This window comes from Arthrobacter sp. U41 (genome assembly GCF_001750145.1).
Lineage (GTDB): Bacteria > Actinomycetota > Actinomycetes > Actinomycetales > Micrococcaceae > Arthrobacter.
On record NZ_CP015732.1, the window covers coordinates 224,904 to 248,206 of the forward strand.

Annotated in this window: 21 protein-coding genes and 2 tRNA genes; 7 read left to right on the forward strand and 16 right to left on the reverse strand. The window is 68.8% G+C overall.

The genetic code is table 11. The features are described 5' to 3' along the window. Positions 1-60: 60 nt before the first annotated feature. Together ASPU41_RS01090 and asd are read left to right on the forward strand one after the other, a co-directional pair. Entirely contained in the window at positions 61-477 is a 417-nt protein-coding gene (locus ASPU41_RS01090; protein ID WP_069949337.1) for a hypothetical protein, read from the forward strand. Between the two features lie 52 nt (positions 478-529). After that, positions 530-1,660: an aspartate-semialdehyde dehydrogenase gene (gene asd / locus ASPU41_RS01095; RefSeq protein ID WP_069949338.1), complete on the forward strand. Its 1,131-nt coding sequence runs from the start codon at positions 530-532 to the stop codon at positions 1,658-1,660. A 38-nt stretch (positions 1,661-1,698) separates the two neighbouring features. Here the strand turns inward: asd and ASPU41_RS01100 are convergent, their stop codons facing one another. Continuing rightward, positions 1,699-2,805, reverse strand: coding sequence for a winged helix DNA-binding domain-containing protein (locus ASPU41_RS01100; RefSeq protein ID WP_069949339.1), 1,107 nt, complete (start codon positions 2,803-2,805; stop codon positions 1,699-1,701). A gap of 75 nt (positions 2,806-2,880) precedes the next feature. Here ASPU41_RS01100 and ASPU41_RS01105 point away from each other — a divergent pair, with 75 nt between their 5' ends. After that, positions 2,881-3,354, forward strand: coding sequence for a hypothetical protein (locus ASPU41_RS01105; protein WP_083266647.1), 474 nt, complete (start codon positions 2,881-2,883; stop codon positions 3,352-3,354). Positions 3,355-3,367: 13 nt separating this feature from the next. Here ASPU41_RS01105 and ASPU41_RS01110 read toward each other — a convergent pair whose 3' ends face one another. The 4 genes from ASPU41_RS01110 to ASPU41_RS01125 are packed head-to-tail and all read right to left on the reverse strand — an operon-like array spanning position 3,368 to position 6,735. Next, a complete protein-coding gene (locus tag ASPU41_RS01110; RefSeq protein WP_069949341.1) occupies positions 3,368-4,435 on the reverse strand; it encodes a UDP-N-acetylmuramate dehydrogenase in 1,068 nt (355 codons plus the stop codon). Positions 4,436-4,486: 51 nt separating this feature from the next. After that, positions 4,487-5,776 (reverse strand): MFS transporter, encoded by a 1,290-nt coding sequence (locus tag ASPU41_RS01115; protein ID WP_069949342.1) that lies wholly within the window; start codon positions 5,774-5,776, stop codon positions 4,487-4,489. 15 nt (positions 5,777-5,791) lie between these two features. Further along, positions 5,792-6,229 (reverse strand): MaoC family dehydratase, encoded by a 438-nt coding sequence (locus ASPU41_RS01120; protein WP_069949343.1) that lies wholly within the window; start codon positions 6,227-6,229, stop codon positions 5,792-5,794. Between the two features lie 2 nt (positions 6,230-6,231). Continuing rightward, positions 6,232-6,735 (reverse strand): FAS1-like dehydratase domain-containing protein, encoded by a 504-nt coding sequence (locus tag ASPU41_RS01125; protein WP_069949344.1) that lies wholly within the window; start codon positions 6,733-6,735, stop codon positions 6,232-6,234. A gap of 146 nt (positions 6,736-6,881) precedes the next feature. Between ASPU41_RS01125 and ASPU41_RS01130 the strand changes: the two genes are divergently transcribed. Further along, positions 6,882-7,259, forward strand: a complete 378-nt coding sequence (locus ASPU41_RS01130) for an ArsR/SmtB family transcription factor (RefSeq protein WP_069949345.1) — start codon at positions 6,882-6,884, stop codon at positions 7,257-7,259. After that, positions 7,256-8,917: a SulP family inorganic anion transporter gene (locus tag ASPU41_RS01135; protein WP_069949346.1), complete on the forward strand. Its 1,662-nt coding sequence runs from the start codon at positions 7,256-7,258 to the stop codon at positions 8,915-8,917. The genes ASPU41_RS01130 and ASPU41_RS01135 overlap by 4 nt, the downstream gene beginning before the upstream one ends. On the opposite strand, the gene ASPU41_RS01140 is transcribed toward ASPU41_RS01135, so the two are convergent. From ASPU41_RS01140 to ASPU41_RS01160, 5 genes are all read right to left on the reverse strand, one after another. After that, complete coding sequence (locus ASPU41_RS01140) at positions 8,907-9,131, reverse strand: DUF3188 domain-containing protein (RefSeq protein WP_069949347.1); 225 nt, start codon at positions 9,129-9,131, stop codon at positions 8,907-8,909. The two genes, ASPU41_RS01135 and ASPU41_RS01140, sit on opposite strands and share 11 nt — an antisense overlap. A 42-nt stretch (positions 9,132-9,173) precedes the next feature. Next, entirely contained in the window at positions 9,174-9,806 is a 633-nt protein-coding gene (locus ASPU41_RS01145; RefSeq protein ID WP_069949348.1) for a hypothetical protein, read from the reverse strand. A 547-nt stretch (positions 9,807-10,353) separates the two neighbouring features. After that, a complete protein-coding gene (locus ASPU41_RS01150; RefSeq protein ID WP_069949349.1) occupies positions 10,354-11,217 on the reverse strand; it encodes an HpcH/HpaI aldolase/citrate lyase family protein in 864 nt (287 codons plus the stop codon). A 171-nt stretch (positions 11,218-11,388) separates the two neighbouring features. Continuing rightward, positions 11,389-12,306 carry an aldo/keto reductase gene (locus tag ASPU41_RS01155; protein ID WP_069949350.1) on the reverse strand — a complete coding sequence of 306 codons (918 nt, stop codon included), beginning with the start codon at positions 12,304-12,306 and terminating at the stop codon, positions 11,389-11,391. A gap of 77 nt (positions 12,307-12,383) precedes the next feature. After that, on the reverse strand, positions 12,384-14,087 hold the full coding sequence (locus ASPU41_RS01160) for a glycoside hydrolase family 13 protein (RefSeq protein WP_069949351.1): 1,704 nt from the start codon (positions 14,085-14,087) through the stop codon (positions 12,384-12,386). Between the two features lie 107 nt (positions 14,088-14,194). On the opposite strand from ASPU41_RS01160, the gene ASPU41_RS01165 reads away from it, so the two are divergent. After that, a complete protein-coding gene (locus tag ASPU41_RS01165; RefSeq protein WP_069952394.1) occupies positions 14,195-15,376 on the forward strand; it encodes an ROK family transcriptional regulator in 1,182 nt (393 codons plus the stop codon). 39 nt (positions 15,377-15,415) lie between these two features. Here ASPU41_RS01165 and ASPU41_RS01170 read toward each other — a convergent pair whose 3' ends face one another. The 5 genes from ASPU41_RS01170 to ASPU41_RS01190 form a co-directional block, all read right to left on the reverse strand. Beyond that, entirely contained in the window at positions 15,416-16,075 is a 660-nt protein-coding gene (locus tag ASPU41_RS01170) for an NAD(P)H-binding protein (RefSeq protein WP_069949352.1), read from the reverse strand. A gap of 150 nt (positions 16,076-16,225) precedes the next feature. Beyond that, positions 16,226-16,299, reverse strand: a tRNA-Met gene (locus tag ASPU41_RS01175). A gap of 62 nt (positions 16,300-16,361) precedes the next feature. Beyond that, a tRNA-Thr gene (locus ASPU41_RS01180) sits at positions 16,362-16,433 on the reverse strand. A gap of 231 nt (positions 16,434-16,664) precedes the next feature. Next, on the reverse strand, positions 16,665-18,830 hold the full coding sequence (locus tag ASPU41_RS01185; RefSeq protein WP_069949353.1) for a DEAD/DEAH box helicase: 2,166 nt from the start codon (positions 18,828-18,830) through the stop codon (positions 16,665-16,667). A 392-nt stretch (positions 18,831-19,222) separates the two neighbouring features. Beyond that, on the reverse strand, positions 19,223-19,876 hold the full coding sequence (locus ASPU41_RS01190) for an MOSC domain-containing protein (protein WP_069949354.1): 654 nt from the start codon (positions 19,874-19,876) through the stop codon (positions 19,223-19,225). A 731-nt stretch (positions 19,877-20,607) separates the two neighbouring features. Here ASPU41_RS01190 and ASPU41_RS01195 point away from each other — a divergent pair. Next, positions 20,608-21,816 (forward strand): acyl-CoA dehydrogenase family protein, encoded by a 1,209-nt coding sequence (locus ASPU41_RS01195; protein ID WP_069949355.1) that lies wholly within the window; start codon positions 20,608-20,610, stop codon positions 21,814-21,816. A gap of 205 nt (positions 21,817-22,021) precedes the next feature. Here ASPU41_RS01195 and ASPU41_RS01200 read toward each other — a convergent pair whose 3' ends face one another. Further along, positions 22,022-23,299 carry a glycosyltransferase 87 family protein gene (locus ASPU41_RS01200; RefSeq protein WP_069949356.1) on the reverse strand — a complete coding sequence of 426 codons (1,278 nt, stop codon included), beginning with the start codon at positions 23,297-23,299 and terminating at the stop codon, positions 22,022-22,024. Between the last annotated feature and the right edge of the window lie 4 nt (positions 23,300-23,303).

A 23,303-nucleotide genomic window follows, 5' to 3' on the forward strand; every position in this document is an offset into this window, starting at 1 on the left:
GAATCCCGGTCACCCGCGCGAACTTCCCCGACAGCACCCACCCTTTCCCGAAGGCGAACAATGGACAATGACGCAGCGCGCGGCCGCGAGGACGAGCGGACCAGGGCCTTGCACGAACAGGCGGTGGCTGCCGGCGAAAAGCGCCTCCTGACCCGGACGATGGACGGCGGCAGGCTGCACAGCTACGCCGCGGATGAGGTCGGCTTTGCCAGGGCCGGCTCGGGACCCATCGTCACCACTGCGCCGGGCATGCTGATGCTCGGCATCTTTTTCGCCGCGGTGACGGCCTTCTCACTGTTCCTGATCGCCGCCCCCACGGCCAACGGCCAGGACCCGCTGTGGGGAGCCCTCGTACTGACCGTGGGCGGGATCGCCGGCCTGGCCTGCGCCGCGCGGCTGGCGTACTCCGAACTCCGGGCCCGAAAGATCCGCCGGGCACGGGGCATCCCGGAGCCCAGTCCGCGGCAGTTGAACTGAGCGCTGACGTAACCGTCTGCGCCCCGCAGCCAACAAAGTCTAAACTGGGCCAATGACTACAGCAGCTACTCCGTCCGTTGGACTGGTCGGTTGGCGTGGCATGGTCGGTTCCGTCCTGATGCAGCGCATGCAGGACGAGGGCGACTTCGCCAACATCAACCCGGTATTTTTCTCCACCTCGAACGCAGGCGGTGCAGCCCCCGCTTTCGCTGAAGGGGCCGGCAAGCTCGAGGACGCGTTCGACGTCGACGCTTTGGCGAAGCTGCCGATCATCGTGACCGCCCAGGGCGGTGACTACACCAAACAGGTCCACGGCGAACTGCGCAGCCGCGGCTGGGACGGTCTGTGGATCGATGCCGCCTCCACCCTGCGGATGAACGACGATTCGATCATCGTGCTGGACCCCATCAACCGTGACGTGATCGACGCCGGCCTCTCCGGCGGCGTGAAGGACTACATCGGCGGCAACTGCACCGTCTCCTGCATGCTGATGGGCCTCGGCGGGCTGTTCAAGAACGGCCTGGTCGAATGGGGCACCTCCATGACCTACCAGGCTGCCTCCGGCGGCGGTGCCCGGCACATGCGCGAACTGCTGAGCCAGTTCGGCACGCTCAACGCCCAGGTCAGCACCGAACTGGACGACCCGGCGTCGGCCATCCTGGACATTGACCGCAAGGTCCTGGCCCACCAGCGCACCGACATCGACGCCACCCAGTTCGGCGTCCCGCTGGCCGGATCGCTGATCCCCTGGATCGACGCGGACCTCGGCAACGGCCAGTCCAAGGAAGAGTGGAAGGCCGGGGTGGAGACCAACAAGATTCTCGGCACCTCCGGCGATCAGCACATCATCATGGACGGGCTGTGCATCCGGATCGGCGCCATGCGTTCGCACTCCCAGGCGCTCACGCTCAAGCTCCGCGAGGACCTCTCCGTCGCCGAGATCGAGAAGCTGCTGGACGCGGACAACGAGTGGGCCAAGGTGGTGCCCAACACCAAGGACGCTTCGATGGCCGCACTCACTCCGGTGGCGGCGTCAGGCACCCTGGACATCCCGGTGGGCCGCATCCGCAAGCTGGAGATGGGCCCGCAGTACATCAGCGCGTTCACCGTCGGCGACCAGCTCCTGTGGGGTGCGGCCGAACCGCTGCGCCGCATGCTCAACATCGCCACGGGCAACCTGTAGGACCTACGCAGCATCCACGCCGGACCGCACCGCCCGGCTCAGGTGCCGAGAAATCTCCGGTACTTCGCGGCCTGCAGCTCAAAGGATCTTTGGGCGGCAGGCCGCAGTCCGTTGACGCCGTCGAAGGGTTCAGGCACGACGGCGACGGTTCCGCCGGTGCGGGACACCTCCCAGGTCCCGACGACCTGGCCGCCGGCCACGATCGTCCTTCGGAAGACCCCGTTGCCGCCCGGCACGATCCTGTTCGCATGCTCGGGCGGCAACACGAGCGACCGGTCCGTGTAACCGAGCAGGAACTCATCAAATCCGGGCAGTGCCAGCACCGACCGCGCCGCGGGGACACCGCCGTCGAGCAGTGCAGCCGTCTCCGGGGAGAGCCAGTAGCTGGTCCCCTCGAACGTCACCTCCACCAGCTGGTCCTTCACGGCTGCCAGGGCGGCGCGGACCTCCGTCAGGGGAATGCCGGACCACCAGGCAAAGTCACGCTCGGTGGCGGGACCGTGGCTGCGCAGGTAGCGCAGCAGCCACTCGGCGATGCCTTCGGCACGGTCCAGGGCGCGGGACTCGGTGATCCAGTCGTCGAAGGCCACCACCAGCTGCTGGTTGCCGGCCAGCGGGCCCTGCACCAGCCAGCCCCGCTGGCACAGGATCCCCAGCAGGTGGATGCCGCGCTGGCCGGCCGTGGGCTGGCCCGCCCGTTCGAAGGCCTGGAACAGCTCCGCGCGGCTGGCGGCTGCCCCGCCGGAGACCAGCTGCAGCGCGGTTGCCCCAGCGGCGCCGACGTCCGCGGCGGAAATGCCGAGCTCCCGGTGGCGCCCGGCCAGGCCGCGGATCAGCCGGTCGGCGGTGATGGCCAGCATCCACTTCAGGTCCTCGGGAGCCAGCAGGTGCAGGGTCCCGCGCATCGGCCAGGAGCGGACTACTTCCCCCCGGTTGATGGCGCCGCGGACATCGCCCGTCCGGGAACCCGGGACGCGCTGGCCGACAGCCCAGAGGGCGGCCCCCAGGTCCTGCGCCTGCATCGCGGTCATCCAGCGCACCGCTGCCGCGGCGCTGCGGAATCCGGACCCGGCCAGACCCTGCGATGCCAGCCGCAGCCGGCCCAGGATCGGCCGGCTCAGCCGGGCACGTCCCGTTGCTCCCATGCACCCATGCTAGGACGCCGCACGGGTGGTTCCCAGCCGCCTTCCAGCCGGACTGCCTACGCTTGAGGGATGACCATGAGCGAGCTGTGGCCGCTGCTGCGGCCCCTGAGCCGGAGGCTGGCCCTGCTGGGCTGGACGTCCAGCGCTGCCGGCATGGCCGCGGGGCTCGCCGTTGCCATCGCCAGCGGAACGCGGCTCTCCCCGATGATGAGCACCCTGCAGCTCGTGGCCGTGGCATCCCTGGCCGTGGCAGTAACCAGCTTCGTCACCGCCGCATCGCTCCAGCCCCGCTCCCCGGCGCCGGACGACGGCGAGGCACCGGAGGGCGGGGAACCCGGGGAACTCCCGGACACCGTGCAGAGTTTCCTGCTCGGCTCGTTGGCGCTGCTGGCCGGGGCGGTCGTCTTCGCTTTCGCCGGTCTTATGCTCCGCAGCGGGCCCAGCAACCAGTCCGTGGCGTTTTGCCAGGTCTTCTTCCTCGGTGCCGCCGCTTCGGGCTTCACCTTCATGCTGTTCAGCCGGGTAGTCCCGCACCGCGGCAGGGACTGACGGTTCCCGCTCCCTAGAGCTGCACGCCGATGAGCAGCGGTTCCGGGTGCAGCTCAATCCCGAAGCGTTCGACGACGCCGCGGCGCACCTCGCGCGCGATCGCCAGCAGGTCCGCGGTGCTGGCAGCTCCCCTGTTGGTGATGGCCAGGGTGTGCTTGGTGGACAGCGAGGCCCGGCCGCCGGAGACGCTGTCCGGCTCGAGCCCGAATCCTTTGCCGTAGCCGGCCTGGTCGATCAGCCAGGCCGCCGAGAGCTTGGTCAGCCCGTCGGCGCCGCCCGGGTAGCGCGGCGCGTCCTCGGGCAGCCCTGCGGCTATGGCCGCCGGCACGATCGGATTCGTGAAGAAGGAGCCGGTGGAGTAGGTGTCCCGGTCCGCGGCGTCCCAGACCATGCCCTTCGACGCCCGAAGCCGGAGCACCTCGCGCCGCACATCGTTGGAGTAGGCCCGCTGGCCGGCCTCGACCCCCAGCGCGCGGGCGAGTTCGGCGTAGCGGATGGGCGCGCTCATCCGGCCCAGCGGCAGCTGGAACTCGACCGTGAGCACCACGTAGCGCGGGGAACCGTTGACGGTGGTCTGCTTGAGGATGGAATCGCGGTAGCCGAATTTCAGCTCCGAACTGGTGAAGGTCTGCACGGCGTTGCGTTCCCGGTCCCAGGTCCGCACGGCGGCGATGGTCTGGGATACGTCCGAGCCGTAGGCGCCGACGTTCTGGACCGGGGTGGCTCCGGTAGCGCCGGGGATGCCGGAGAGCGCCTCGATCCCGGACCAGGCGTGCCGCACGGCGTGCTCGACCAGGGCGTCCCAGTTGTGGCCCGCCTGGACCACCACGGCGACGCCGCCGCAGGAGTCCTCCGCGGTGACGGTGAAACCCGCCGACGCGACCTTCAGCACGGTCCCGGGGAACCCGTCGTCGGACACCAGCAGGTTGGAGCCGCCGCCGATAATCAGCAGGGGCTCACCGGCAGCGTCCGCTGAGCGGACGGCCTCGATGATCTCGGCCTCGGTGCGGGCCTCGATGAAGCTGCCGGCGGGGCCGCCGACGGCGGCCGTGGTCAGGGCGGAGAGCAGTGTCTGGGTCACCCGACCAGCCTAGCCGGGTAACGCCGCACTCCCCTAAGCAGGGCCGGCCCGTCAGCTGACTTTGCGGGCCACCGGGGAGAGCAGGAAGCTGACCACCAGCATCACCATCACAGCCAGCAGGGAGTGCAGGATGCCGACGTGCTCCGCCAGCAGTCCCAGCAGCGGGGGTCCGCAAAGGAACGCGCCGTAGCCGATCGTGGAGACCACCGAGACCCGGGCGGCTGCCTTCGCCGGGTCGTCGGCTGCGGCGGACATGCCCACCGGGAAGCCCAGCGAGGCGCCCAGGCCCCAGACCGCGAGGGCCACATAGGCCACCCACGGCGCCGGGGCGAAGACGAACAGGCCCAGGCCCAGCACGGCCAGGGCCGCGCACCAGCGCATCACCGGGACACGGCCGAAGCGGTCCAGGACCACGGTGCCGGCGAAGCGTCCCACGGTCATGAACGTGACGAAGAGCCCGTACCCGGCGGCGCCCGCGGCGTCGGACTGTCCGTAGCCGTCGGCGAGCGCCAGTGCCACCCAGTCCCCCGCTGCTCCCTCGGCGAGGGCCAGGCCCAGCACGAGCACCCCAAGCAGGAGCGTCCGGCGGTCCCGCCAGGCCAGCGCAATCTGGCGCTTGTTGTCCAGCGGCCCCTCGGTCCGGTCTGTGTCTGAGTCTGTGTGAGGCAGCAGGACCGGGATGGGCCCGGTGGACGGGTCCTCGAAGGGATCGGGCCTGGCTGGCTTGAAACCCGGCCCGCCGGGCACCGGAGTGATGTCCGCGCGGAACCAGGACGCTGCGGTGGCCACGGAGCCGGCAACGAGCAGGCCCACCGCGGCGAAGTGCCAGAAGACCGGCAGACAGGTTGCGGCGGCCCAGGCTCCTGCTCCGGCTCCCGCAACCGTGCCGAGGCTGAACGCTCCATGCAACCGGGGCATGATGTGCCGCCGAACGGCGCGTTCCACCGCGGCACCCTCGACGTTGGAGGCCGTGTTCCAGCTGGCCGTGCCGAGCCCGATCACGGCCAGCCCCGCGGCGGCGGCGGGCGGGCTGACCAGGACCGAGGTTCCCAGCCCGGTGAGGACCAGCCCGGCGCCCACCATGATGCTGCCGATCCGGATGGTCTGCTTCGATCCGAACCGCAGCACGATCAGTCCGGACGCCGAGACCGAGATGAACGAACCCAGGGTCATGCACAGCAGCAGCAGCCCGATGTTCGCCGGCGTCAGGTCCAGCCCGTCGCGGATGGCCGGGAGCCGGGACACCCAGGTGGCGAACGCGATCCCGCTGGCCGCGTAGGCGGCCACGACGGCGTTACGCCAGTGCGTGACCTCCACGGCCTGGACGGTCTTCACGTTCACACCATTGCCGTCCGGTCAGGCAAGCCTGACGACGGCCTGGGCCTTCATCAGCACCTTCTGCCCGCCCGACATAACGGTGAGGTCCACGCGGGCGGTGCCTTTGTCGGCGTCGAGCGCCCCGATGGCGCCGCTGATCTCGATCACGGCCCCGGCCTCGGGCGTCCCCGTGGTGTCGGCCACCGGGACCGGTTTGGTGAAGCGGGTCTGGAAATCGACGACGGCGGCCGGGTCGCCGGCCCAGTCGGTCACGAGCTGGACGGCGGCGCCCATGGTGAACATGCCGTGCGCGATCACCCCGGGAAGGCCCACGCTGGTGGCGAAGGCCTCGTTCCAGTGGATGGGGTTGAAGTCGCCGGAGGCCCCGGCGTACTTGACGAGGTCCGTACGGGTGACGTCGATGCTGCGGCTGCCGATGTCCTGGCCGACAGCGAGGTCTGAAAGTGCGGGTGTCATGTCTACTGTCCCTCTCCGCGGACCAGAATGGACGAGGTCGCCGTGGCGACGGCCTCGCGCGTATCGTCGCCGGCAGCAGCTTCGGCTGCACCGGCCGCTTCGGCTGCACCGGCCGCCAGGGCGAAGATTTCCGAGCGGGTGGTGATCATGGCTCCCCCGCCCATGGCACGGACGCCGTCGACGTGCAGTTCGGCAACCAACCGGTCCCCGGCGACGATGGGCCGGTGGTGAATGAAGCGCTGGTCCGCGTGGACCACCCGGGAGAAGTCGATGCCGGAGTCCGGGTCCTCGATCAGCTGGGCGTCGGCCCGCTGGGCGACGATAATGGCGAAGGTGGGAGGCGCCACGAGATCGCTGTGGCCCAGGGCTTTGGCCGCATCCACCTCGAAGTGGGCGGGGTGGGTGGCTTTGACCGCGCGGGCGAACTCGCGGATTTTCTCGCGGCCGACGTCGTACACCTCTTTGGCAGGGTAGCTGCGCCCCTGCAGATCCGGATTGATAGTCATGGTTCCAGCCTAGCGTCCGGCCCCGGGCCGCCCGCGCCGATGACATGGCGCGGAACAGCATGACGGCATGCGGTATGATGAAAACATCATTTCATCAATTCACGGCCGGCCCCTCGGGTTCACGGGCCCAGAAAGCACAGGCAACGATGATTTCGGCAGCGCAAACCCCCTTGTACGAGATCAAGGCGAACCTGTTCAAGGCCCTCGCCCACCCGGCGCGGATCCGCGTGCTCGAGCTGCTGTCCGCCGCGCCGGATAACTCCGCGCCGGTCAGTTACCTGCTGGCCGAGACGGGCCTTGAGGCCTCCCACCTGTCCCAGCACCTCGCCACGCTGCGCCGGCACGGGGTGGTGACCTCGGCCCGTTCCGCAAACACCGTGACCTACCGGCTGGCCCATCCGAAAATCGCGGAACTGCTGGCCATTGCCCGGACCTTCCTGTTCGACAGCCTGGCCGATTCCAACGACCAACTCAGACTCGCGCAGGCACTGCCCAGCGAGCATCTCCAGGATTCCAATTCATGAGCGGCGCCCTGGCGCAGCTCAAACGGTTCCTTCCGTCCCGGCGTGACTATGACGGGCTGCGTTCCGCCTGGAAGACAGACCTGCTGGCGGGCATCACGGTGGGGATTGTGGCCCTGCCGCTGGCACTGGCCTTCGGCGTCAGTTCCGGCGTCGGCGCCGAGGCCGGACTCATCACCGCCGTCGTTGCCGGCCTGGTCGCCGCGGTCATGGGCGGCTCGCATGTCCAGGTGTCCGGCCCGACCGGTGCGATGGTCGTGGTGCTGGCCCCGGTGGTCGCCTCCCACGGTGTCGGCAGCATCGCCCTGGTCTCCCTGATGGCCGGGCTGCTGGTGATTATCCTGGGCATCAGCGGCCTGGGCCGTGCCGTGGCCTTCATCCCGTGGCCGGTGGTGGAGGGCTTCACCCTCGGCATCGCCGCGATCATCTTCCTCCAACAGGTCCCGATGGCCACCGGCACCGAAGGGATCCCGGGCCACAACACCCTGCTGGCCGCGTTCGAGAGCGCCTCCCAGGCCACCTCGCCCGCCGTTCTCCAGACGCTCGGCGTCGTGGCGGGCGTGGCGGCCGTGATGCTCCTGCTCCCGAGGTTGAGCAAGGCCCTGCCCGCGAGCCTGATCGCCGTGCTGCTGGCCACCGTGGCCGCCGAGCTGCTTCAGCTGGAGATCCCCCGGATCGGCGCGCTCCCGCATTCCCTGTCGGCACCGTCGCTGCCGTCCCTGGATCCGGCAGCGCTGGGCGGGCTGCTGATGCCCGCGGTGTCCATCGCGATGCTGGCCGCCATCGAGTCCCTGCTCTCCGCACGGGTGGCCGCCGGCATGGTGGGCCCTGACGGGAGGCCCTCCGGGGCCTACAGCCCGGACCGTGAACTTACGGGGCAGGGGCTCGCCTCCGTCGCGGCGGGATTCTTCGGCGGCATGCCGGCCACGGGCGCCATCGCCCGGACCGCGGTCAACGTCCGTTCCGGAGCCAGGACCCGGCTCTCCGCGATTGTGCACGCCCTTGTCCTGCTGGCCATCATCTACCTGGCGGCCGGCCTGGTCGGGAGGATCCCGCTGGCGGTCCTGGCCGGGATCCTGATGGTCACGGCCACCCGGATGGTGTCCAAGCGCACGGTCAGCGCCATCATGCGCTCCACCCGCGCCGACGCCTTCGTGTTTATCCTGACGGCCCTCATCACCGTGGCTTTCGACCTGATCGTGGCCATCGAGATCGGGCTGGTCGCCGCGGCCCTCTTCACGCTGCGCAAGTTCGCCTCGCTCAGCGGGGTGAAGCGCGAGGAGGTTCCGGGACCGCGGCGGGAGGGGGACGAGCACATCGCGATCTTCCGGCTCGACGGGGCTATGTTCTTCGGCGCCGCGGAACGTGTCCTGCAGGAAATCAGCCAGGTCAGGGACATCCAGGTGGCAATCATCCGGTTGTCCCAGGTGCGGATGCTCGACGCCACCGGCGCCCACACGCTGGTGGAGGTCATCTCGGCTCTGGAGCTCCGCGGCATCACGGTCCTGCTGAAGGGCGTCCAGCCCCAGCACCTTGAGCTGGTGACCAACGTCGGGGTCATCCGCTCACTGCGGCACCACAAGCACCTGTTCACGTCCCTGCCCGAGGCCGTGGAGCACGCCCGCAGCCATGTGCTGCGGAACGCCGCCGCTAACGCCTGAGGTTCTTCCGGATCGTCTGGCCGCGGACCACAATCCCGGCGATGTGCAGGATCAGGCCGAGCCCGATCACGGCAAGGGAGGCGACTGCCAGGTCCTGGTTGCCCGAGGTGTTCCCCACCAGGTTCAGGGCAATGCCGACCGCCAGCAGCCCCATCGCGCTGAAAACCAGCACCTTGTAGGTGGTAGTCGCGGAGTCCCAGAATTCTTTCAGCACCGCGCCAGTCTATCGGGCCGGCTCGGCTGACCTGCACCCAGGTCAGCCCCGAGTAGGTTTGTTCGCCTCGTCGACGAACTGCTGAGCGATCTGCTCCATGAGCTCGAGCGCGTCTGCGTCGGACATCGCGAATCCACTGTTGAACCCCAGGTCAATGGAGAGGGTCCCGGCGAGGACGCGAAGCCCGAGTCTGATGTCCCTCCCCTGCCACGACGTCTTCATCGCGTAGGCCTTCTCGCCAATCTTGGGGGCCGTCAGGAGGTGGACGGTGTAGACCTCGGGGCCACGAACCGAGGACTCGGTCTTGTCGAAGGTGGCACAGCGGGACAGGAGTTCGTCGGTGTAGTCGAAGTCCGCCCTGGCGAGGCTGTCCCTCGGGGCGCTGCGTACGTCAAGCAGAATCATCCCCGGGCCCGGCCAGCCCCCGATCGGCACCAGGCCCATGGCGAAGCCCATCGTCAAGTCCAGTTGCGCCTGATGCTGCCAGGGCTCGTGGAACACGCCACATTCGCTGGGTTCGACGGGCGGCGGATACCACCCTGGCGGCGGTGATGGCATCAGGGCGTACGACTTGCGCGCCTGCCCGCTGTCGTCCATCGGGGGTCCGCCGTATTGCTGCAGCACGGCATTGCCGACCGTCATCAGTTCCTGGTCGGTGAAGACCTTCGAAGGCATTCCGTTTGTTTCGGCTGGCGGCGGGCTACTGCCCGGTGACGACGGGCTGCTGCCCGGTGACGACGGGCTGCTGCCCGGAGACGCCGGACTGCCTGGTGGTCCAGATGTGCACCCCGAGAGGAACAGCAGGCTCACTGCCGCAGCGGCCACGCCGGAGCTGAGCAGGGCGCCGCGTCTCCGGCTGTTCGATAAGAAGTACCTTGGCATCGATGTTCCCCCCAGATTCAGCGGCCCACGCCCGCTGCGACGGCGAAGCCCGCTGGAGCCTGGACCGGGTGTTATCGCAAGGACCTCTCAGGCCCACCCTCGGTGGGCGATACTCTGCCGCCAGCGTCACCGATCCCGCTGCCAGGGAATAGGGCCGATGGTCCCGGTTCGCGCGACGAAGCGCGCTGAGCGAACGTCCGTTCCCTGGGGCGGGAACTGAAGAGTTGGAGCAGGGCCTGCTTTCAGCGCCCTACGTGCGCCTCCGAACAGCAGTGCTGCCAAAAGACCCCGTGGACCGGATAACGGGTATCGGTCACGGGGCCTCCTTGGTTCGGGCTGGCTAGAGCGCCGGCTGCACGCCAAAGGCTACCGCGAGCTTCATGATCTTCTCGGCGCGGCCCAGGCGGGGCAGGTCGGAGCCGTCGCGGATGACGCGGCCGCTGGCCTCGAAGTCGGCCATGAAGTCAGTGGCCCAGGCGACGTCGGACGGGGTCGGGCTGATGACCTCGTTGATGACGTGGGTCTGGTCAATCGCGAGGCAGAGTTTGCCGGTCATGCCCATCATCACGGTGATCCCGGTCTGCTCGCGGAGGATGGGGTGGTTGGTCCCGACGGTGGGGCCGTCGATGGGGCCCGGCAGGTTCCCGACGCGGCTGGCCACGACCAGCTTGGCGCGCGGGTAGGCCATGGCCTCGGCGGTGGCGGCCATGCCCGTGTCGCGGCGGAAGTCGCCCGAGCCGAAGGCCAGCCGGAACGCGCCCTGGGCCTTGGCGATGTTGTTGGCTTCCTCGATGCCGACGGCGGATTCGACCAGCGGGATGACCGGCGTCTTGCCATCCATGCGGTGGAAGCTCTCGGTGACCTGGTCCGCGGACTCGGTCTTGGCGAGCATCACGCCGAGCAGGCCGGGGGTGCCGCGGAGCCCGGCGAGGTCATCGGCCCAGAAGGGGCTCGTGGCGTCGTTGATCCGGACCCAGGCGCTGCCGCCGGCGGTCAGCCAGTCCACAACGTTGCCGCGGGCGGCGTCCTTCTGGGAGGGGTCCACCGCGTCCTCGATGTCCAGGATGATGGCGTCCGCGCGGGACACGGCCGACTGGTCGAACAGCTCGGGCTTCATTGCGTTGACCAGCAGCCAGGAGCGGGCGATTTCAGCGGGGATGTTGCGTTGGGGCCGGATGGTCCCGGCGGTGGTGGTGGAAGTCATGTATCTACGCTATCCGTTCCAGGGTGTTCCCCGCGAAGTTTTCAGGCCATGCGGGGCGACCAATACGACCAAAATCAAGTGGTCCCCGCCCATCTGACTCGCAGCAGGGGCCGTTTTCAGGGCTCGAAACGGCCCCCGCTGCCAGTTACTTGGGTGGGGCAGCCGGGGCGGCTAGGGGATGTTGCTGCCGCGCGCCGTGACCCAGAGCCGGTACCATTCGGCCCGGGTCATGCCCGCGGCGACCCCGGCCGCGTCTGCGCAGGCGCGGATGCGGTCCGGGTTGGCGGTGCCGATCACGGGGGCGATACCGGCCGGGTGCTTCATCAGCCAGCCGAGCAGGACCGACTCCCCTGTCGTTCCCTTCGCCGCCGCCAGCTCAGCCACCCGCCTGGCGGTGGCCTCCTCCGCGGACGACGGCGCTGCGGCCGGAGCCCCGGTGTAGAGCCCCCGCGCCAGGGAGCCGTAGGCCTGCAGGGTGATCCCGTGCCGGACACAGTGCTCCACGGTGCCATGCGGGAAGCTGTAGTCCGTTCCCTCCGCGTGGTTGACCAGCACCGTGCTCTCCAGCCAGGCGCGTTTGAACAGGCTCATCTCCAGCTGGTTCGCGGCCACCGGCGTCTCGAGCCGGTCCTGCAGCACCTCGATCTGCGCCCCGGACATGTTGGACACACCCAGCGCCCGGACTTTGCCTTCGGCCATCAGCTGCCCGACGGCGGAGGCAACCTCGGCGGGGTCCATCAGCGGATCGGGGCGGTGGAGCATCAGGACGTCCACGTAGTCCGTGCGGAGCCTGCTGAGGCTTTCGTTGACCCTGGCCAGGATGGCATTCCGGCTCAGGTCGTAATGCGTCTCCAGGCCCTGTTCGTTGAGCCGGATGCCGCACTTGGTCTGCAGCCGGATGCGCTCGCGCAGGCCGGATGTCTGCGCCAGCACCTCGCCAAAAACCGCTTCCGACTTGCCGCCACGGTAGATATCGGCATGGTCGAACAGGGTGATGCCAACCTCCAGGGCGGCGTCGACGGCGGCCGCCGCCTCGTCCACGTGCGCGGACGAGTGCGGCTCCGACGACCAGCTGCCGCCCAGGCCCATGCAGCCATATATCAGCTCCTGGGCCGGCGAGGGTCCCCGGGCGGGCTGTCCGGTGGATTCCCCGCCGTCCGGCGGGTTCACCGCAGCCAGACGGTGGTGCTGCCGGGCAGGAGGTTCCCGTCCAGCGGTCCGCTGCTGAGCAGCACCTCGCCGGCGGGCAGCTCCACGGGCTCGTCGCCGAAGTTGGTCACGGTCTGCCAGCCGCCCGGGCGGCTGAAGTGCAGCACCCCCGGGGCGGCCGTGTGCCACTGAAGTTCCTCCGAGGTCTGCAGGTCACGGCGCAGCGTCAGCGCCTTCCGGTAGAACTCCAGGGTGGACCCTTCCACCCCGTCCTCGGCCGCGACGGCGTAGCTGCCGAACCAGGCCGGCTGCGGCAGGTGCGCGCCGTTGTCGCCGAACCCGAACGAGTGCCCCTCGGCGGTCCAGGGCAGCGGGACGCGGCAACCGTCGCGGCCGATCTCGACGCCCTTGTTGCGGAAGAAGGTCGGGTCCTGGCGGTCGGCGTCGGGAATCTCCGCGACCTCCTGCAGTCCAAGCTCCTCACCCTGGTAGAGGTAGGCGGAACCCGGCAGCGCCAGCATCAGCTGGGTGGCCGCGCGGGCCCGGCGCAGTCCGAGCTCGATGTCGAGTTCCTGGGCCGGGGCGCCGGCGAGCAGCCAGCCCTTGCCGTCCTGGCCCTTGGCGTGCCTGCCGCCGCCCTGCGGCAGGCCGTAGCGCGTGGCGTGGCGGACGACGTCGTGGTTGGAAAACACCCAGGTGGAGGAGGCGCCGGATTCGGTGGCCTCAGCCAGGTTCCGGGTGATGATTTCGCGGAACTCCTCGGCGTCGAAGTCGGCCTGCAGCAGGTCGAAGTTGAAGGCCTGGCCCAGGCCCTGCGGGCTCGCGTAGCGGCCGCGGCGGTTGGCGTGGACCCAGGCTTCGGCGACGGCGGTGCGCGGCGGGTTGTATTCGTTGAAGACCTCGCGCCATTCGACGTAGATCTCGTGGACCTCGTCGCGGTCCCAGAACGGGTGCGAGCCGTCGTCGTGGCCGTCCGCCCCGGAACCTGCCGGGCTGAGCTCGACCTTGGAGAGCAGCGGCTCGGTCAGGTCCTTGGTCAGGGCGTGCGCCACGTCGACCCGGAAGCCGTCCACGCCGCGGTCGGACCAGAAGCGCAGGGTGGTGAGGAAATCGTCGCGAATTTCGCGGTTGGACCAGTTCAGGTCCGGCTGTTCCTTGGCAAAGATGTGCATGTACCACTGGCCGGGGGTGCCGTCGGGCTCGGTGATGCGTTCCCAGGCCGGGCCGCCGAAGACGGATTCCCAGTCCGACGGCGGAATCTCACCGTTGTCGCCCTTGCCGTCCCGGAAGATGTAGCGCTCCCGGGCGTCGGAGCCGCGGGGGGACGCGAGGGCTTCCTGGAACCAGACGTGGCGGTTCGAGGAGTGGTTCGGGACGATGTCGGCGATCAGCTTGATGCCGGCCGCGTGCAGGGCGGCGGACATCTCATCGAAGTCCTCCAGCGTCCCGAGCTTGGGGTCCACATCGCGGTAGTCATCGACGTCGTAGCCGCCGTCGGCGAGGGCGGACGGGTAGAAGGGGCTGAGCCAGACGGCATCGATCCCGAGTCCCTTCAGGTACGGGACCTTGGCCGTGATGCCCTTGATGTCGCCGAGGCCGTCACCGTTGGAGTCATAGAAGCTGCGCGGGTAGATCTGGTACACGGCTGCCTGGCGCCACCAGTTGGGATCGGCGGCGAGATCGGAACCGGACAGGGTTGCCAGCGTGGCGGTGTTGGACAAGGGGTGATCCTCCGGGATTCGGAACTGGGTTCTGGTATTTTAGATACAAGCTAAATATATTGCCTGAACAATTATGGGTCCGGACGGACGGGGAGGTCAACATTCCTATTCCGCACGCCGCCGCCACGCCCCAGCTGCTGCGCCGGGTGAACGCCCAGTCGGTGCTCGGCGTCATCCGGAATACCGAGGTGGCCACGGGCACGGAGCTGATGGCCCGGACCGGGCTGACGCGGGCCACGGTCATTTCCGTCTGTGAGGACCTGATCCGTCGGGGCTGGATCCGCGAGCTGGACGCCCGCGATGAGGGACAGCCCTGGAGTCCGCGCAAGGGACGCCCCGCCCGGCGCTTCGAGCTCAACTCGAGGGCAGGATTCGTCCTCGGCCTGGACATCGGAGCAGCCACCACCACCGCGGCCGTGGCGGACCTCCGCGGCACCGTCGTCGGACGCTCCAGCGATAGCTTCCGGGCCGCTGACATCCCCGCGGAGGAGAGGATCGACGTCGTCGACCGGACCTGCTGCCGGGCGCTGGCGGCCGCCGGGACCAGCCCGGGCAGGGTCCTCGCCGTGGGGGCGGGCATCGCCGCGCCCGTGGACCGCGACGGCAAGGTGCTCGTCGCCCAGCACTTCTGGAGCCTGTTCGACGTCGGGCTCCGCTCGGCGCTGAGGGAGCTGCACGGCTGGACGGTGCTGCTCGAGAACGACGCCAACCTCGCCGCACTCGGCGAACGCTGGCGCGGTTCCGGCGCCGGCGTCGACGACCTCGTGGTGCTGCTGGCCGGGGAACGGCTGGGCGCGGGGGTGATGGAGTCCGGTCGGCTGCTGCACGGCCGCGGCGGCGCGGCCGGTGAAATGGGGTACCTGGAACTGGTGCAGGGCGTGGGCTCCACCGACGGCATCGCCAGCCTGGCCAGGCAGTGGTCCGCCGCCGGGGGCGGGCCTTCCGCAGGAGGTGAGGCCAGCGCGCGGCGTGTCTTTGAAGATGCCGCCGCCGGCGATCCCGCGGCAGTGGCCATCCTCGACCGGATCTCTGACCGGATGGCACGGGTCATTGCCTCCGTGGCGAGCTTCATCAACCCCGAACAAGTGGTGATAGGCGGCGCCGTGGCTGAATCGGCGGGGGCGCTGCTGCCCGGCATCACCGCCCTGCTCCCCCGCTTCACCGCCACGCCGCCGCGCGTGACGGTCTCGCCGCTGGGCGACGCGATCGTCACCGTGGGCGCCATCCGGCATGCCCTGGACTACGTCGAGGCGAACGCACTGGAGCTGGAGTTGGAGCCCGGGACGTAGGGACGTAAGGCCGTGGCCGTAGCCGTAGCCGTAGGGGAACTAACTCACGGGTTCCAGGGCGGCCGCGAGCGGCAGCGTGCCGTCCCGGAACTCGATGGTGCGGCCGGCCGTTGAGGGCAGTCCCAGCACCGCCGCCGCGACGAGTGCCACGTTGGCTCGGGCTGTTTCCCGGCCGCCGGAGCCCTCCCCGGGGTTGACGTCGATCAGGCCGTTGCCTGGCCCGTCGGTGAGCGCTCCCGGGCCCAGGATGGTCCAGTCCAGGCCCGTTCCGCGCAGGTAGGCATCCGCGGCTGCCTTGGCCTCGGCGTAGGCGAAGAAGCTGTTCTCCTCGGGGATCCCGTGATCCGGCCCGGCGCCAAGATAGGAGACCATAATGTACCGCCGGACGCCGGCTTCGGCCGCAGCATCCATCGACCGGATGGCGGCGTCCCTGTCCACCGCGTAGGTCCGCTCGGGGCTGCCGCCGCCGGCACCGGCGGACCAGACCACGGCGTCGTGGTTCCGGAGCGCCTCGGCGAGCTCCGCCGTCGTCGAATGTTCAACATCCAGGACAACTGGAGTGGCGCCCGTTGCCGCGACGTCCTCCCGGTGGTCCGGGTTACGGATGAACGACGTAACCTCCGCCCCCTCCCCGGCGAGGATGCGGGACAGTTCCAAAGCCACCTTGCCGTGGCCGCCAATGATTGCGATTCGCGTCATGGACCTATTCTGTCCCACAACCCCGGCCCGCGCCCGCTGCGCTGTCACGCCTGGTTGCTTACGGGCGGGCCGGAAGCACTCCGAGTGATAGGGCAACGGGGGTTAAAACAGAAAACCCCCGGAATCGCAAGGATTCCGGGGTGTTACCTGTAGCGGCGGGGAGGCTCGATCTCCCGACCTCACGATTATGAGTCGTGCGCTCTAACCAACTGAGCTACGCCGCCATAAATGAGGAAAACCTGCGCTAAGCCGGTCAAAAACCGCCTTGACACAGGCCCTCATTCAGAGCCCCCCACCGGAATCGATCCGGTGACCTCGTTCTTACCAAGAACGCGCTCTACCACTGAGCTAGGGGGGCAACGAGTAAATACTTTACCGGAAGATTCCCCTCCCAACAAATCGGCGCCGGGAAGGCTCTGCGTGCGTCAAAATTGGCGCAAATACAGGGTGCCGGAGGTCCTGCGGGGCCCCCGGGCAGCCCTTCGGCACGGCCGGACGACCCGTATGTGACCAAGCGAACTTAACCAAGAACGGGCCGGCTCAAGGGCCGGCCCGTTCTCAGGGTGAATCAGTGCTTAGCAGCTGATGGCTACCACTTGTTGCGGGGCTTGAAGCCGCCTTCGGTGCGCGGCTTGCGGGCCGCGTCGGTGCCGACGCCACGCTCGTTGCGGTCGCTGAACGAGCGTCCGCCACGGTCAGCGGAGGACCGCTCGCCGTCGGTCTTGCGGAACTCGCGCTTGAAGCCGCCGTTGCCCTTGAAGTTGCCGCCACGGTCGCCGCCGCGGTCGCCGCCGCCGGAGAACCCGCCGCGGCTGCCGCCCTGGCCGCCACCCTGGTAGCTGCTGCGTTCGCCGGAGGGCTTGCGGCCGTTGTCCAGCTCGAGGTGGATCAGCTCGCCGCCGATCCGGGTGCGGGACAGAGCCTTCAGCTGGTCGGCGCTCAGGTCTGCCGGGAGCTCCACGAGGGAGTGGTCCGCGCGGATGTCGATGCCGCCAATCTGGGCCGAGGAGATGCCGCCCTCGTTGGCAATGGCGCCAACGATGGAACCCGGCATAACGCGCTGACGGCGTCCGACGGCGATCCGGTAGGTGGCGTTGCCCTCGGTCAGCGTGCGGGTCGGGCCGCGTGAGCCGAAGCCGTCCTTGGCGCGTTCGCGCTTCTGGTACTCAGGAGCTGCAGGCAGTTCCTTGACCAGGAGCGGCTGGCCGCCCTGGGCCATAACAGCCAGTGCAGCAGCAATCTCCGAGGCCGGCACGTTGTGCTCTTCCTCGTAGGAGGAGATGAGGTCGCGGAACGCCGCAACATCCTCGGACTCGAGCGTCTCGGTGATGCGCTCGGCGAACTTGCCCAGGCGCAGTGTGTTGACCGACTCGGCGGTGGGCAGGTGCATCTGCTCGACCGGCTGGCGGGTCGCCTTTTCGATGGACCGCAGCAGGTACTTCTCGCGCGGCGTCATAAACAGGATCGCGTCACCGGAACGGCCTGCACGGCCGGTACGGCCAATGCGGTGCACGTAGGACTCGGTGTCGTGGGGGATGTCGTAGTTGACCACGTGGCTGACGCGCTCCACGTCAAGGCCGCGGGCCGCGACGTCGGTGGCGACCAGGATGTCGATCTTGCCGTCGCGCAGGGCCTCGACCGTGCGCTCGCGCTGCTGCTGCGGGATGTCGCCGTTGATGGCGGCAGCCTGGAAACCACGTGCACGCAGCTTCTCGGCCAGGTCCTCGGTAGCCATCTTGGTGCGCACGAAGGCGATGACGCCCTCGAACTCTTCGACCTCGAGGATGCGGGTAAGCGCGTCAAGCTTGTGCGGGCCCATGACCTGCAGGTAACGCTGGCGGGTGTTAGCGCCGGTCGTGGTCTTGGACTTGACCTGGACCTCGGCCGGGTTGTTCAGGTACTGCTTGGACAACCGGCGGATCTGGCTCGGCATCGTGGCGGAGAACAGGGCAACCTGGCGTCCCTCGGGGGTCTGCTGGAAGATCTGCTCGACGTCCTCGGCGAAGCCCATGCGGAGCATCTCGTCAGCCTCGTCCAGCACCAGGTACTGGAGTTCGGACAGGTCGAGTGAGCCCTTGGAGATGTGGTCGATCACGCGGCCGGGGGTGCCGACAACCACCTGTGCGCCGCGGCGCAGTCCGGCGAGCTGGGGGCCGTAAGCGGAGCCGCCGTACACCGGGAGGACGGTGAAGTCGTCGATGTGCTTGGCATAGGAGGTGAAGGCCTCGGCGACCTGGAGTGCGAGCTCACGGGTCGGAGCAAGCACCAGGGCCTGGGTCTTGCGGGACGGGCCGTTGAGGTCGTGGAGCTCGGCCAGACGGGACAGCGCCGGTACTGCGAATGCTGCAGTCTTACCGGTGCCGGTCTGGGCCAGGCCCACGACGTCGCGGCCTTCGAGCAGCAGCGGGATGGTTGCTGCCTGGATCGGGGACGGCTTCTCGTAGCCGACGTCCTGCAGGGCAGCCAGGACACGGGCGTCGATGCCGAGGTCAACGAACTTGACGCCCTCATCTTCGACTTCGTCCTTGGCCGGTGCGGCCTTGGTCTCAGCGTCTGCCGAGGTCTGGGTCTCAGCCTCGACTGCGGTCTGGGTGTCAGCCTGCGGTGCGGTCTCGGCAGCAGCCGGAACCTCCACGGGAGCAGGAGCCTCGGTGAATACCGGGGCGGAGCCGGCTGCGGGGGCAGCCGTTTCAGAAGTCTCGACGTCGCTCTGAATGTTTTCGGTTTCGACGGAGTTGTTCTGAGTTTCGGGCATAGGTGAAATATCCTCATCCATAGGGGCCAAGCGGCACAACCCGAGGTGAGCGGAGCCGCAGTACGCGTGACACTAAATTGCCGGGCATACTTTGACCGGCCGGTCACATAGAAGCCCGGCGCTTTCGCAATCCCGTGGCAGGACTTCCCGCTGCAACTCTTGGCTGCTATCCCAGCAGTCTGTACAGCGTTTTCTTTAGCCGGCTCTCCCTATGAAAATGCCCGCATCCCAATTGCGCGGGCCCCAACACTTACCAGTCTTGCCTCAAGAATTGGGCAGGAAATAAGGGATTTCCGGAGTGGGGGATAGTTCAATTGTAGGGCATGGATCCTCCCATGGGTAACCCGGGGGCCTACAACGGCGGTGAGCTTGCGCACACGGGCACCCGCAGGCTACACGCCGAGGCGGCGCTGCAGCTTCTCGAACTCCCCGCGGTACTCCGGCTGGAGGCGGATCTCACCGTCGGCGTCGGCGTCCCGCAGTGCCTCCATGTCCTCCACCGTGGGATCGCTGAACCATTTGCCGATGGTGACTCCATGGGTGGGGAGGAAGATCCGGTGGATGTGGTCCCCGGCCTGGATGCTGCCGACCCGCACCACCCGAAGGTAGGTCCCGATCCGCCCGGCGTCGCCAAACCGTTTCACCCAGTGCGGCTCCCGCATGCGGCGCTGGAAGGTGGCGCAGGGCGTGCGGGGCGAGGTCACCTCGACTTCGACGTCGAGCCCGATTTTCCAGCGTTCGCCAATGATGGCGTTGGTGGCGCTGATGCCGGCGATCCGCAGGTTCTCACCGAAGATCCCCGGCGGGAGTTCACGGCCGAGCTCAGCTGCCCAGTAGTCGGCGTCGTCCTGGGAGTACGCATAGAGCGCCTGGTCTTCGCCGCCGTGGTGGACGCGGCTGGCCTGGACGTCACCGCGCAGACCGAGCTTGTGCACCCTGACCGGTCCGGCGACGGGCCGTTTGTCGATTGCTGTCACGCCGACGCTTCCGGGGTCCTCCAGCAACTGGTGTACGCGGCAGACGGCGAGAACAGAGGCGGTGTCCATGGCACCAGTGTAGGCCTGAGCCCCCGGGCCCGCCCACGGGACATGTCCCCCGCAGGCGCCGGCACGGTTATGCGCTCTTGCCGCCGCCGCCTCGGGGCCGACGATTCGCCGCAAGTGGCCGCTATCCCGCCCCCCAAAGCGGCCATCTTCGTCCAATCGATGCGCAGTCGCCGCCACCACGGCCCCAGCGGACGCCCCTCACCCACCGATTCGCCACAAGTGGCCGCTAACCCGCCCCCAAAGCGGCCATCTTCGTCCAATCGATGCGCAGTCGCCGCCACCACGGCCCCAGCAGACGTCCGCACCCACCGATTCGCCGCAAGTGGCCGCTATCCCGCCGCCATAGCGGCCATCTTCGTCCAATGGATGCGCAGTCGGCGGATGCGACACCGGTGGATGCGAAGCCGGCTCGACCACGTCCGCCGAGGTTGTCCGGCCGCACATTTATGTCCAGAGGCGTGGTCAGACGCTGCGCCTCCGTCTGGGTGGCTTCCATCGATCTTGTGCGAGTCCCGGTTGAGAGCACCCACCGACGGAAGGTCCGCACCATGACGATCACCGACCTCAGCGCGGCCGCCAGTGCGACGCTCCTGCCCGGTTACTTTCCCGCGCACCCCGCAAATGCTCGGCGACACCGGCGTGTTGGCCGGGTTCCGGGCCGGTGTCCGGAAGTAACTGGGAGGGAAGGCCGGGCCGGGACGACTGCCGGGCCGAGACCGTAGGATGCTGGAATGAGCAATGAGGCTGATTTTGCCCCCGGGTCTGAGATTCCCGAGGTGTCCGACGTCCTGGCGATCGATTCCCTGCTCAGTGCCGGGGAACTGGCCGTCCGGCAACGGGTCCGCGATTTCACGGACCAGCGGATCCGCCCGGGCATTGCGGCCTGGTACGACGCAGGCGTCTTCCCGCTGGAGCTGGCCCCGGAGCTGGGGGAACTCGGGGTCCTGGGCATGCACCTGGAGGGCTACGGCTGCCCGGGCCGCTCGGCCGTCGAATACGGCCTGGCGGCGATGGAACTTGAGGCTGGCGATTCCGGCATCCGCACCTTCGTCTCCGTGCAGGGTTCACTGGCAATGACCGCCATCCACAAGTGGGGCTCCGAGGAACAGAAACAGGAATGGCTCCCCCGGATGGCCGCCGGCGAACTCATCGGCAGCTTCGCGCTGACCGAGCCCACCGCCGGCTCGGACCCTGCCTCCATGAAAACCTTCGCCCGCCGCGATGGCACCGGCGACGGCGCCGGCTGGATCCTGGACGGCACCAAGCGCTGGATCGGACTCGCCTCGGTGGCGGACGTGCTGGTCGTCTGGGCGATGACCGACGACGGTGTCCACGGGTTCCTGGTCCCCGCCGGCACGCCCGGGGTCACCGCGACCCCGATCGGTCAGAAACTCTCGATGCGCGCCTCAATCCAGTGCGATGTCGCGTTCGACGGCGTCCGGCTGGGCCCGGAGGCCCTGCTTCCGGCAGCCCGCGGCCTGCGCGGCCCGTTCAGCTGCCTCAACGAGGCGCGCTATGGGATCGCGTGGGGCGCGATGGGTGCGGCCCGGGACTCCTATGAGGCGGCGCTGAAGTACGCCCAGGAGCGGCTGCAGTTCGGCAGGCCGCTCGCCGGGTACCAGCTGACCCAGGAGAAACTCGTGAACATGCTTGTGGAGATCCAGAAGGGCATCCTGCTGGCGCTGCAGCTGGGCCGGCTCAAGGACGCCGGGAAGCTGAGGCCCGAGCAGATCTCGCTGGGCAAACTGAACAACGTGCGCGAGGCCATCACCATCGCCCGCGAGGCCCGGACCATCCTGGGCGGGAACGGCATCACCCTGGACTATTCGCCGCTCCGGCATGCCGCCAACCTCGAGTCGGTGCGCACCTACGAGGGCACCGACGAAGTCCACACCTTGGTCCTGGGCCAGCACATCACCGGGCTTGCCGCCTTCCGCTAGCCCCGGGTTGGCCCACCACGGCAGTGTTAAGCCCCAGTCCGGCGATCTCCGGGGCGGTCAGGCGGAGAAGCCGCCGTCGGGCCTTGACCCAGCTGGCCGACGCCGGTCACGAGTGCAGTCATGCGGTGCGCCGGGGGCACGGCAGGCCGGGGCGCGGCAATGGCTTCCGGACCAGACTGGCCGGCGGGCAGGAAAGTCGGAGGCGCTAAGCCCGCTGGCGGAGCGCGGCGCGGGACGGGCGGTAGGCCAGCGCCCAGTACACCAGCATGGCGATGCCGCAGAGCACACCCAGGCTCGCCACTATGAGTTGCCATTGGGTCTGCGGGTCCTTGCCCCACTCGGCCGCCCCCGCCATGACCGCCAGGTACTTGGGCGTCAGGTAGAAAGCGAGCGCTGAGAACGCCACAATGATCCACCCGGCCAGGCGCATCCGTCCGTTCCGGGACGGCACCCGGTGGATCGCGAATCCCATGCAGGGCAGCGCCACGGCCATCCATACCCAGTGGTGGGACCAGGACACCGGGCTGATCAGGAGCATGAGCACGGCGGTGGCGGAGACGGCCACGAAGTTCTCGTCAGCGTCCACTGCCCACCGGATCACCAGTGCGGCGAGCGCGGCCAGGGCCAGGGAGAGCACCAGCCACACCAGGCTGGTCAGCCCGGAATCCGGCAGTCCCAGGTGCAGCAGCAGGCCCTTGACCGAGAGATTGTCCACATAGGCCGGTCCGCCGATCCGTCCGGTGTCGGGCAGGATCTTGGTCCAGAACGTGAGCGAGGCGTTGGGCAGGATGGCCCAGGCCAGGACGATCGAGCCAAAGAAGCCGGCCGCCATCCAGCCGAGGGCCTTGAAATCGCGGCGGACCAGGAAGTACAGCCCGAAAGCGAGCGGGGTCAGCTTAATGCCGGCCGCGACGCCGATCAGCAGCCCCGCGGGCCAGCGGATCTCCCCCGCCCGGGCTTTTCCGTGGAGCGCGAAGTCGGCCAGGATCAGGCCCATCAGGATGATGTTGATCTGGCCGAAGTCGAAGGTGTCGCGCCAGGGCCCCAGGAGCAGGATCGCGGCGGTGCCGGCCAGGGCCGCGGCCCGGAACCGCCAGTCGGCGAACGCGTTCTTCCAGCCGCCGAGGCGGAAGTAGTGCCGTGCGAGCCAGGCGGACACGATTCCGGCGCCCAGCAGCGCCGTGGCGGTGAACACCAGGCCGCCGCCGCCCTGGCCCAGCGTCGCCATGGCCGCGAACAGCAGCGCGGCGAACGGCGGGTAGGTGAACGGCAGCCCGTCCCGTGCCGCGTAGAGCTCGTTGACGCCGGTCTCTCCGGTCTGGAGCACCCGGCTGCCGCCGTAGAAATAGACCTCAAAATCGTTCAGCAGCGGATCGTAGGCGGAGTACAGCACCACCAGGGCGGCGACGACGGAGAGCGCGCCGGCCGCCGTCGCGAGCCATCCGCGCGTGGTTGAGGGCGTGGCCCTGGTGGTGGTTGTCACGGGT

Coding starts and splice junctions, on each gene's coding strand:
- ASPU41_RS01125 (WP_069949344.1), bottom strand. CDS start 6,735: ATGACTATCAATCCGGATCTGCAGGGGCGCAGCTACCCTGCCAAAGAG.
- ASPU41_RS01090 (WP_069949337.1), top strand. CDS start 61: ATGGACAATGACGCAGCGCGCGGCCGCGAGGACGAGCGGACCAGGGCC.
- ASPU41_RS01135 (WP_069949346.1), top strand. CDS start 7,256: ATGAGCGGCGCCCTGGCGCAGCTCAAACGGTTCCTTCCGTCCCGGCGT.
- ASPU41_RS01100 (WP_069949339.1), bottom strand. CDS start 2,805: ATGGGAGCAACGGGACGTGCCCGGCTGAGCCGGCCGATCCTGGGCCGG.
- ASPU41_RS01185 (WP_069949353.1), bottom strand. CDS start 18,830: ATGCCCGAAACTCAGAACAACTCCGTCGAAACCGAAAACATTCAGAGC.
- ASPU41_RS01120 (WP_069949343.1), bottom strand. CDS start 6,229: ATGACACCCGCACTTTCAGACCTCGCTGTCGGCCAGGACATCGGCAGC.
- ASPU41_RS01150 (WP_069949349.1), bottom strand. CDS start 11,217: ATGACTTCCACCACCACCGCCGGGACCATCCGGCCCCAACGCAACATC.
- ASPU41_RS01145 (WP_069949348.1), bottom strand. CDS start 9,806: ATGCCTTCGAAGGTCTTCACCGACCAGGAACTGATGACGGTCGGCAAT.
- ASPU41_RS01195 (WP_069949355.1), top strand. CDS start 20,608: ATGAGCAATGAGGCTGATTTTGCCCCCGGGTCTGAGATTCCCGAGGTG.
- asd (WP_069949338.1), top strand. CDS start 530: ATGACTACAGCAGCTACTCCGTCCGTTGGACTGGTCGGTTGGCGTGGC.
- ASPU41_RS01170 (WP_069949352.1), bottom strand. CDS start 16,075: ATGACGCGAATCGCAATCATTGGCGGCCACGGCAAGGTGGCTTTGGAA.
- ASPU41_RS01105 (WP_083266647.1), top strand. CDS start 2,881: ATGAGCGAGCTGTGGCCGCTGCTGCGGCCCCTGAGCCGGAGGCTGGCC.
- ASPU41_RS01190 (WP_069949354.1), bottom strand. CDS start 19,876: ATGGACACCGCCTCTGTTCTCGCCGTCTGCCGCGTACACCAGTTGCTG.
- ASPU41_RS01155 (WP_069949350.1), bottom strand. CDS start 12,306: ATGGGCCTGGGCGGCAGCTGGTCGTCGGAGCCGCACTCGTCCGCGCAC.
- ASPU41_RS01130 (WP_069949345.1), top strand. CDS start 6,882: ATGATTTCGGCAGCGCAAACCCCCTTGTACGAGATCAAGGCGAACCTG.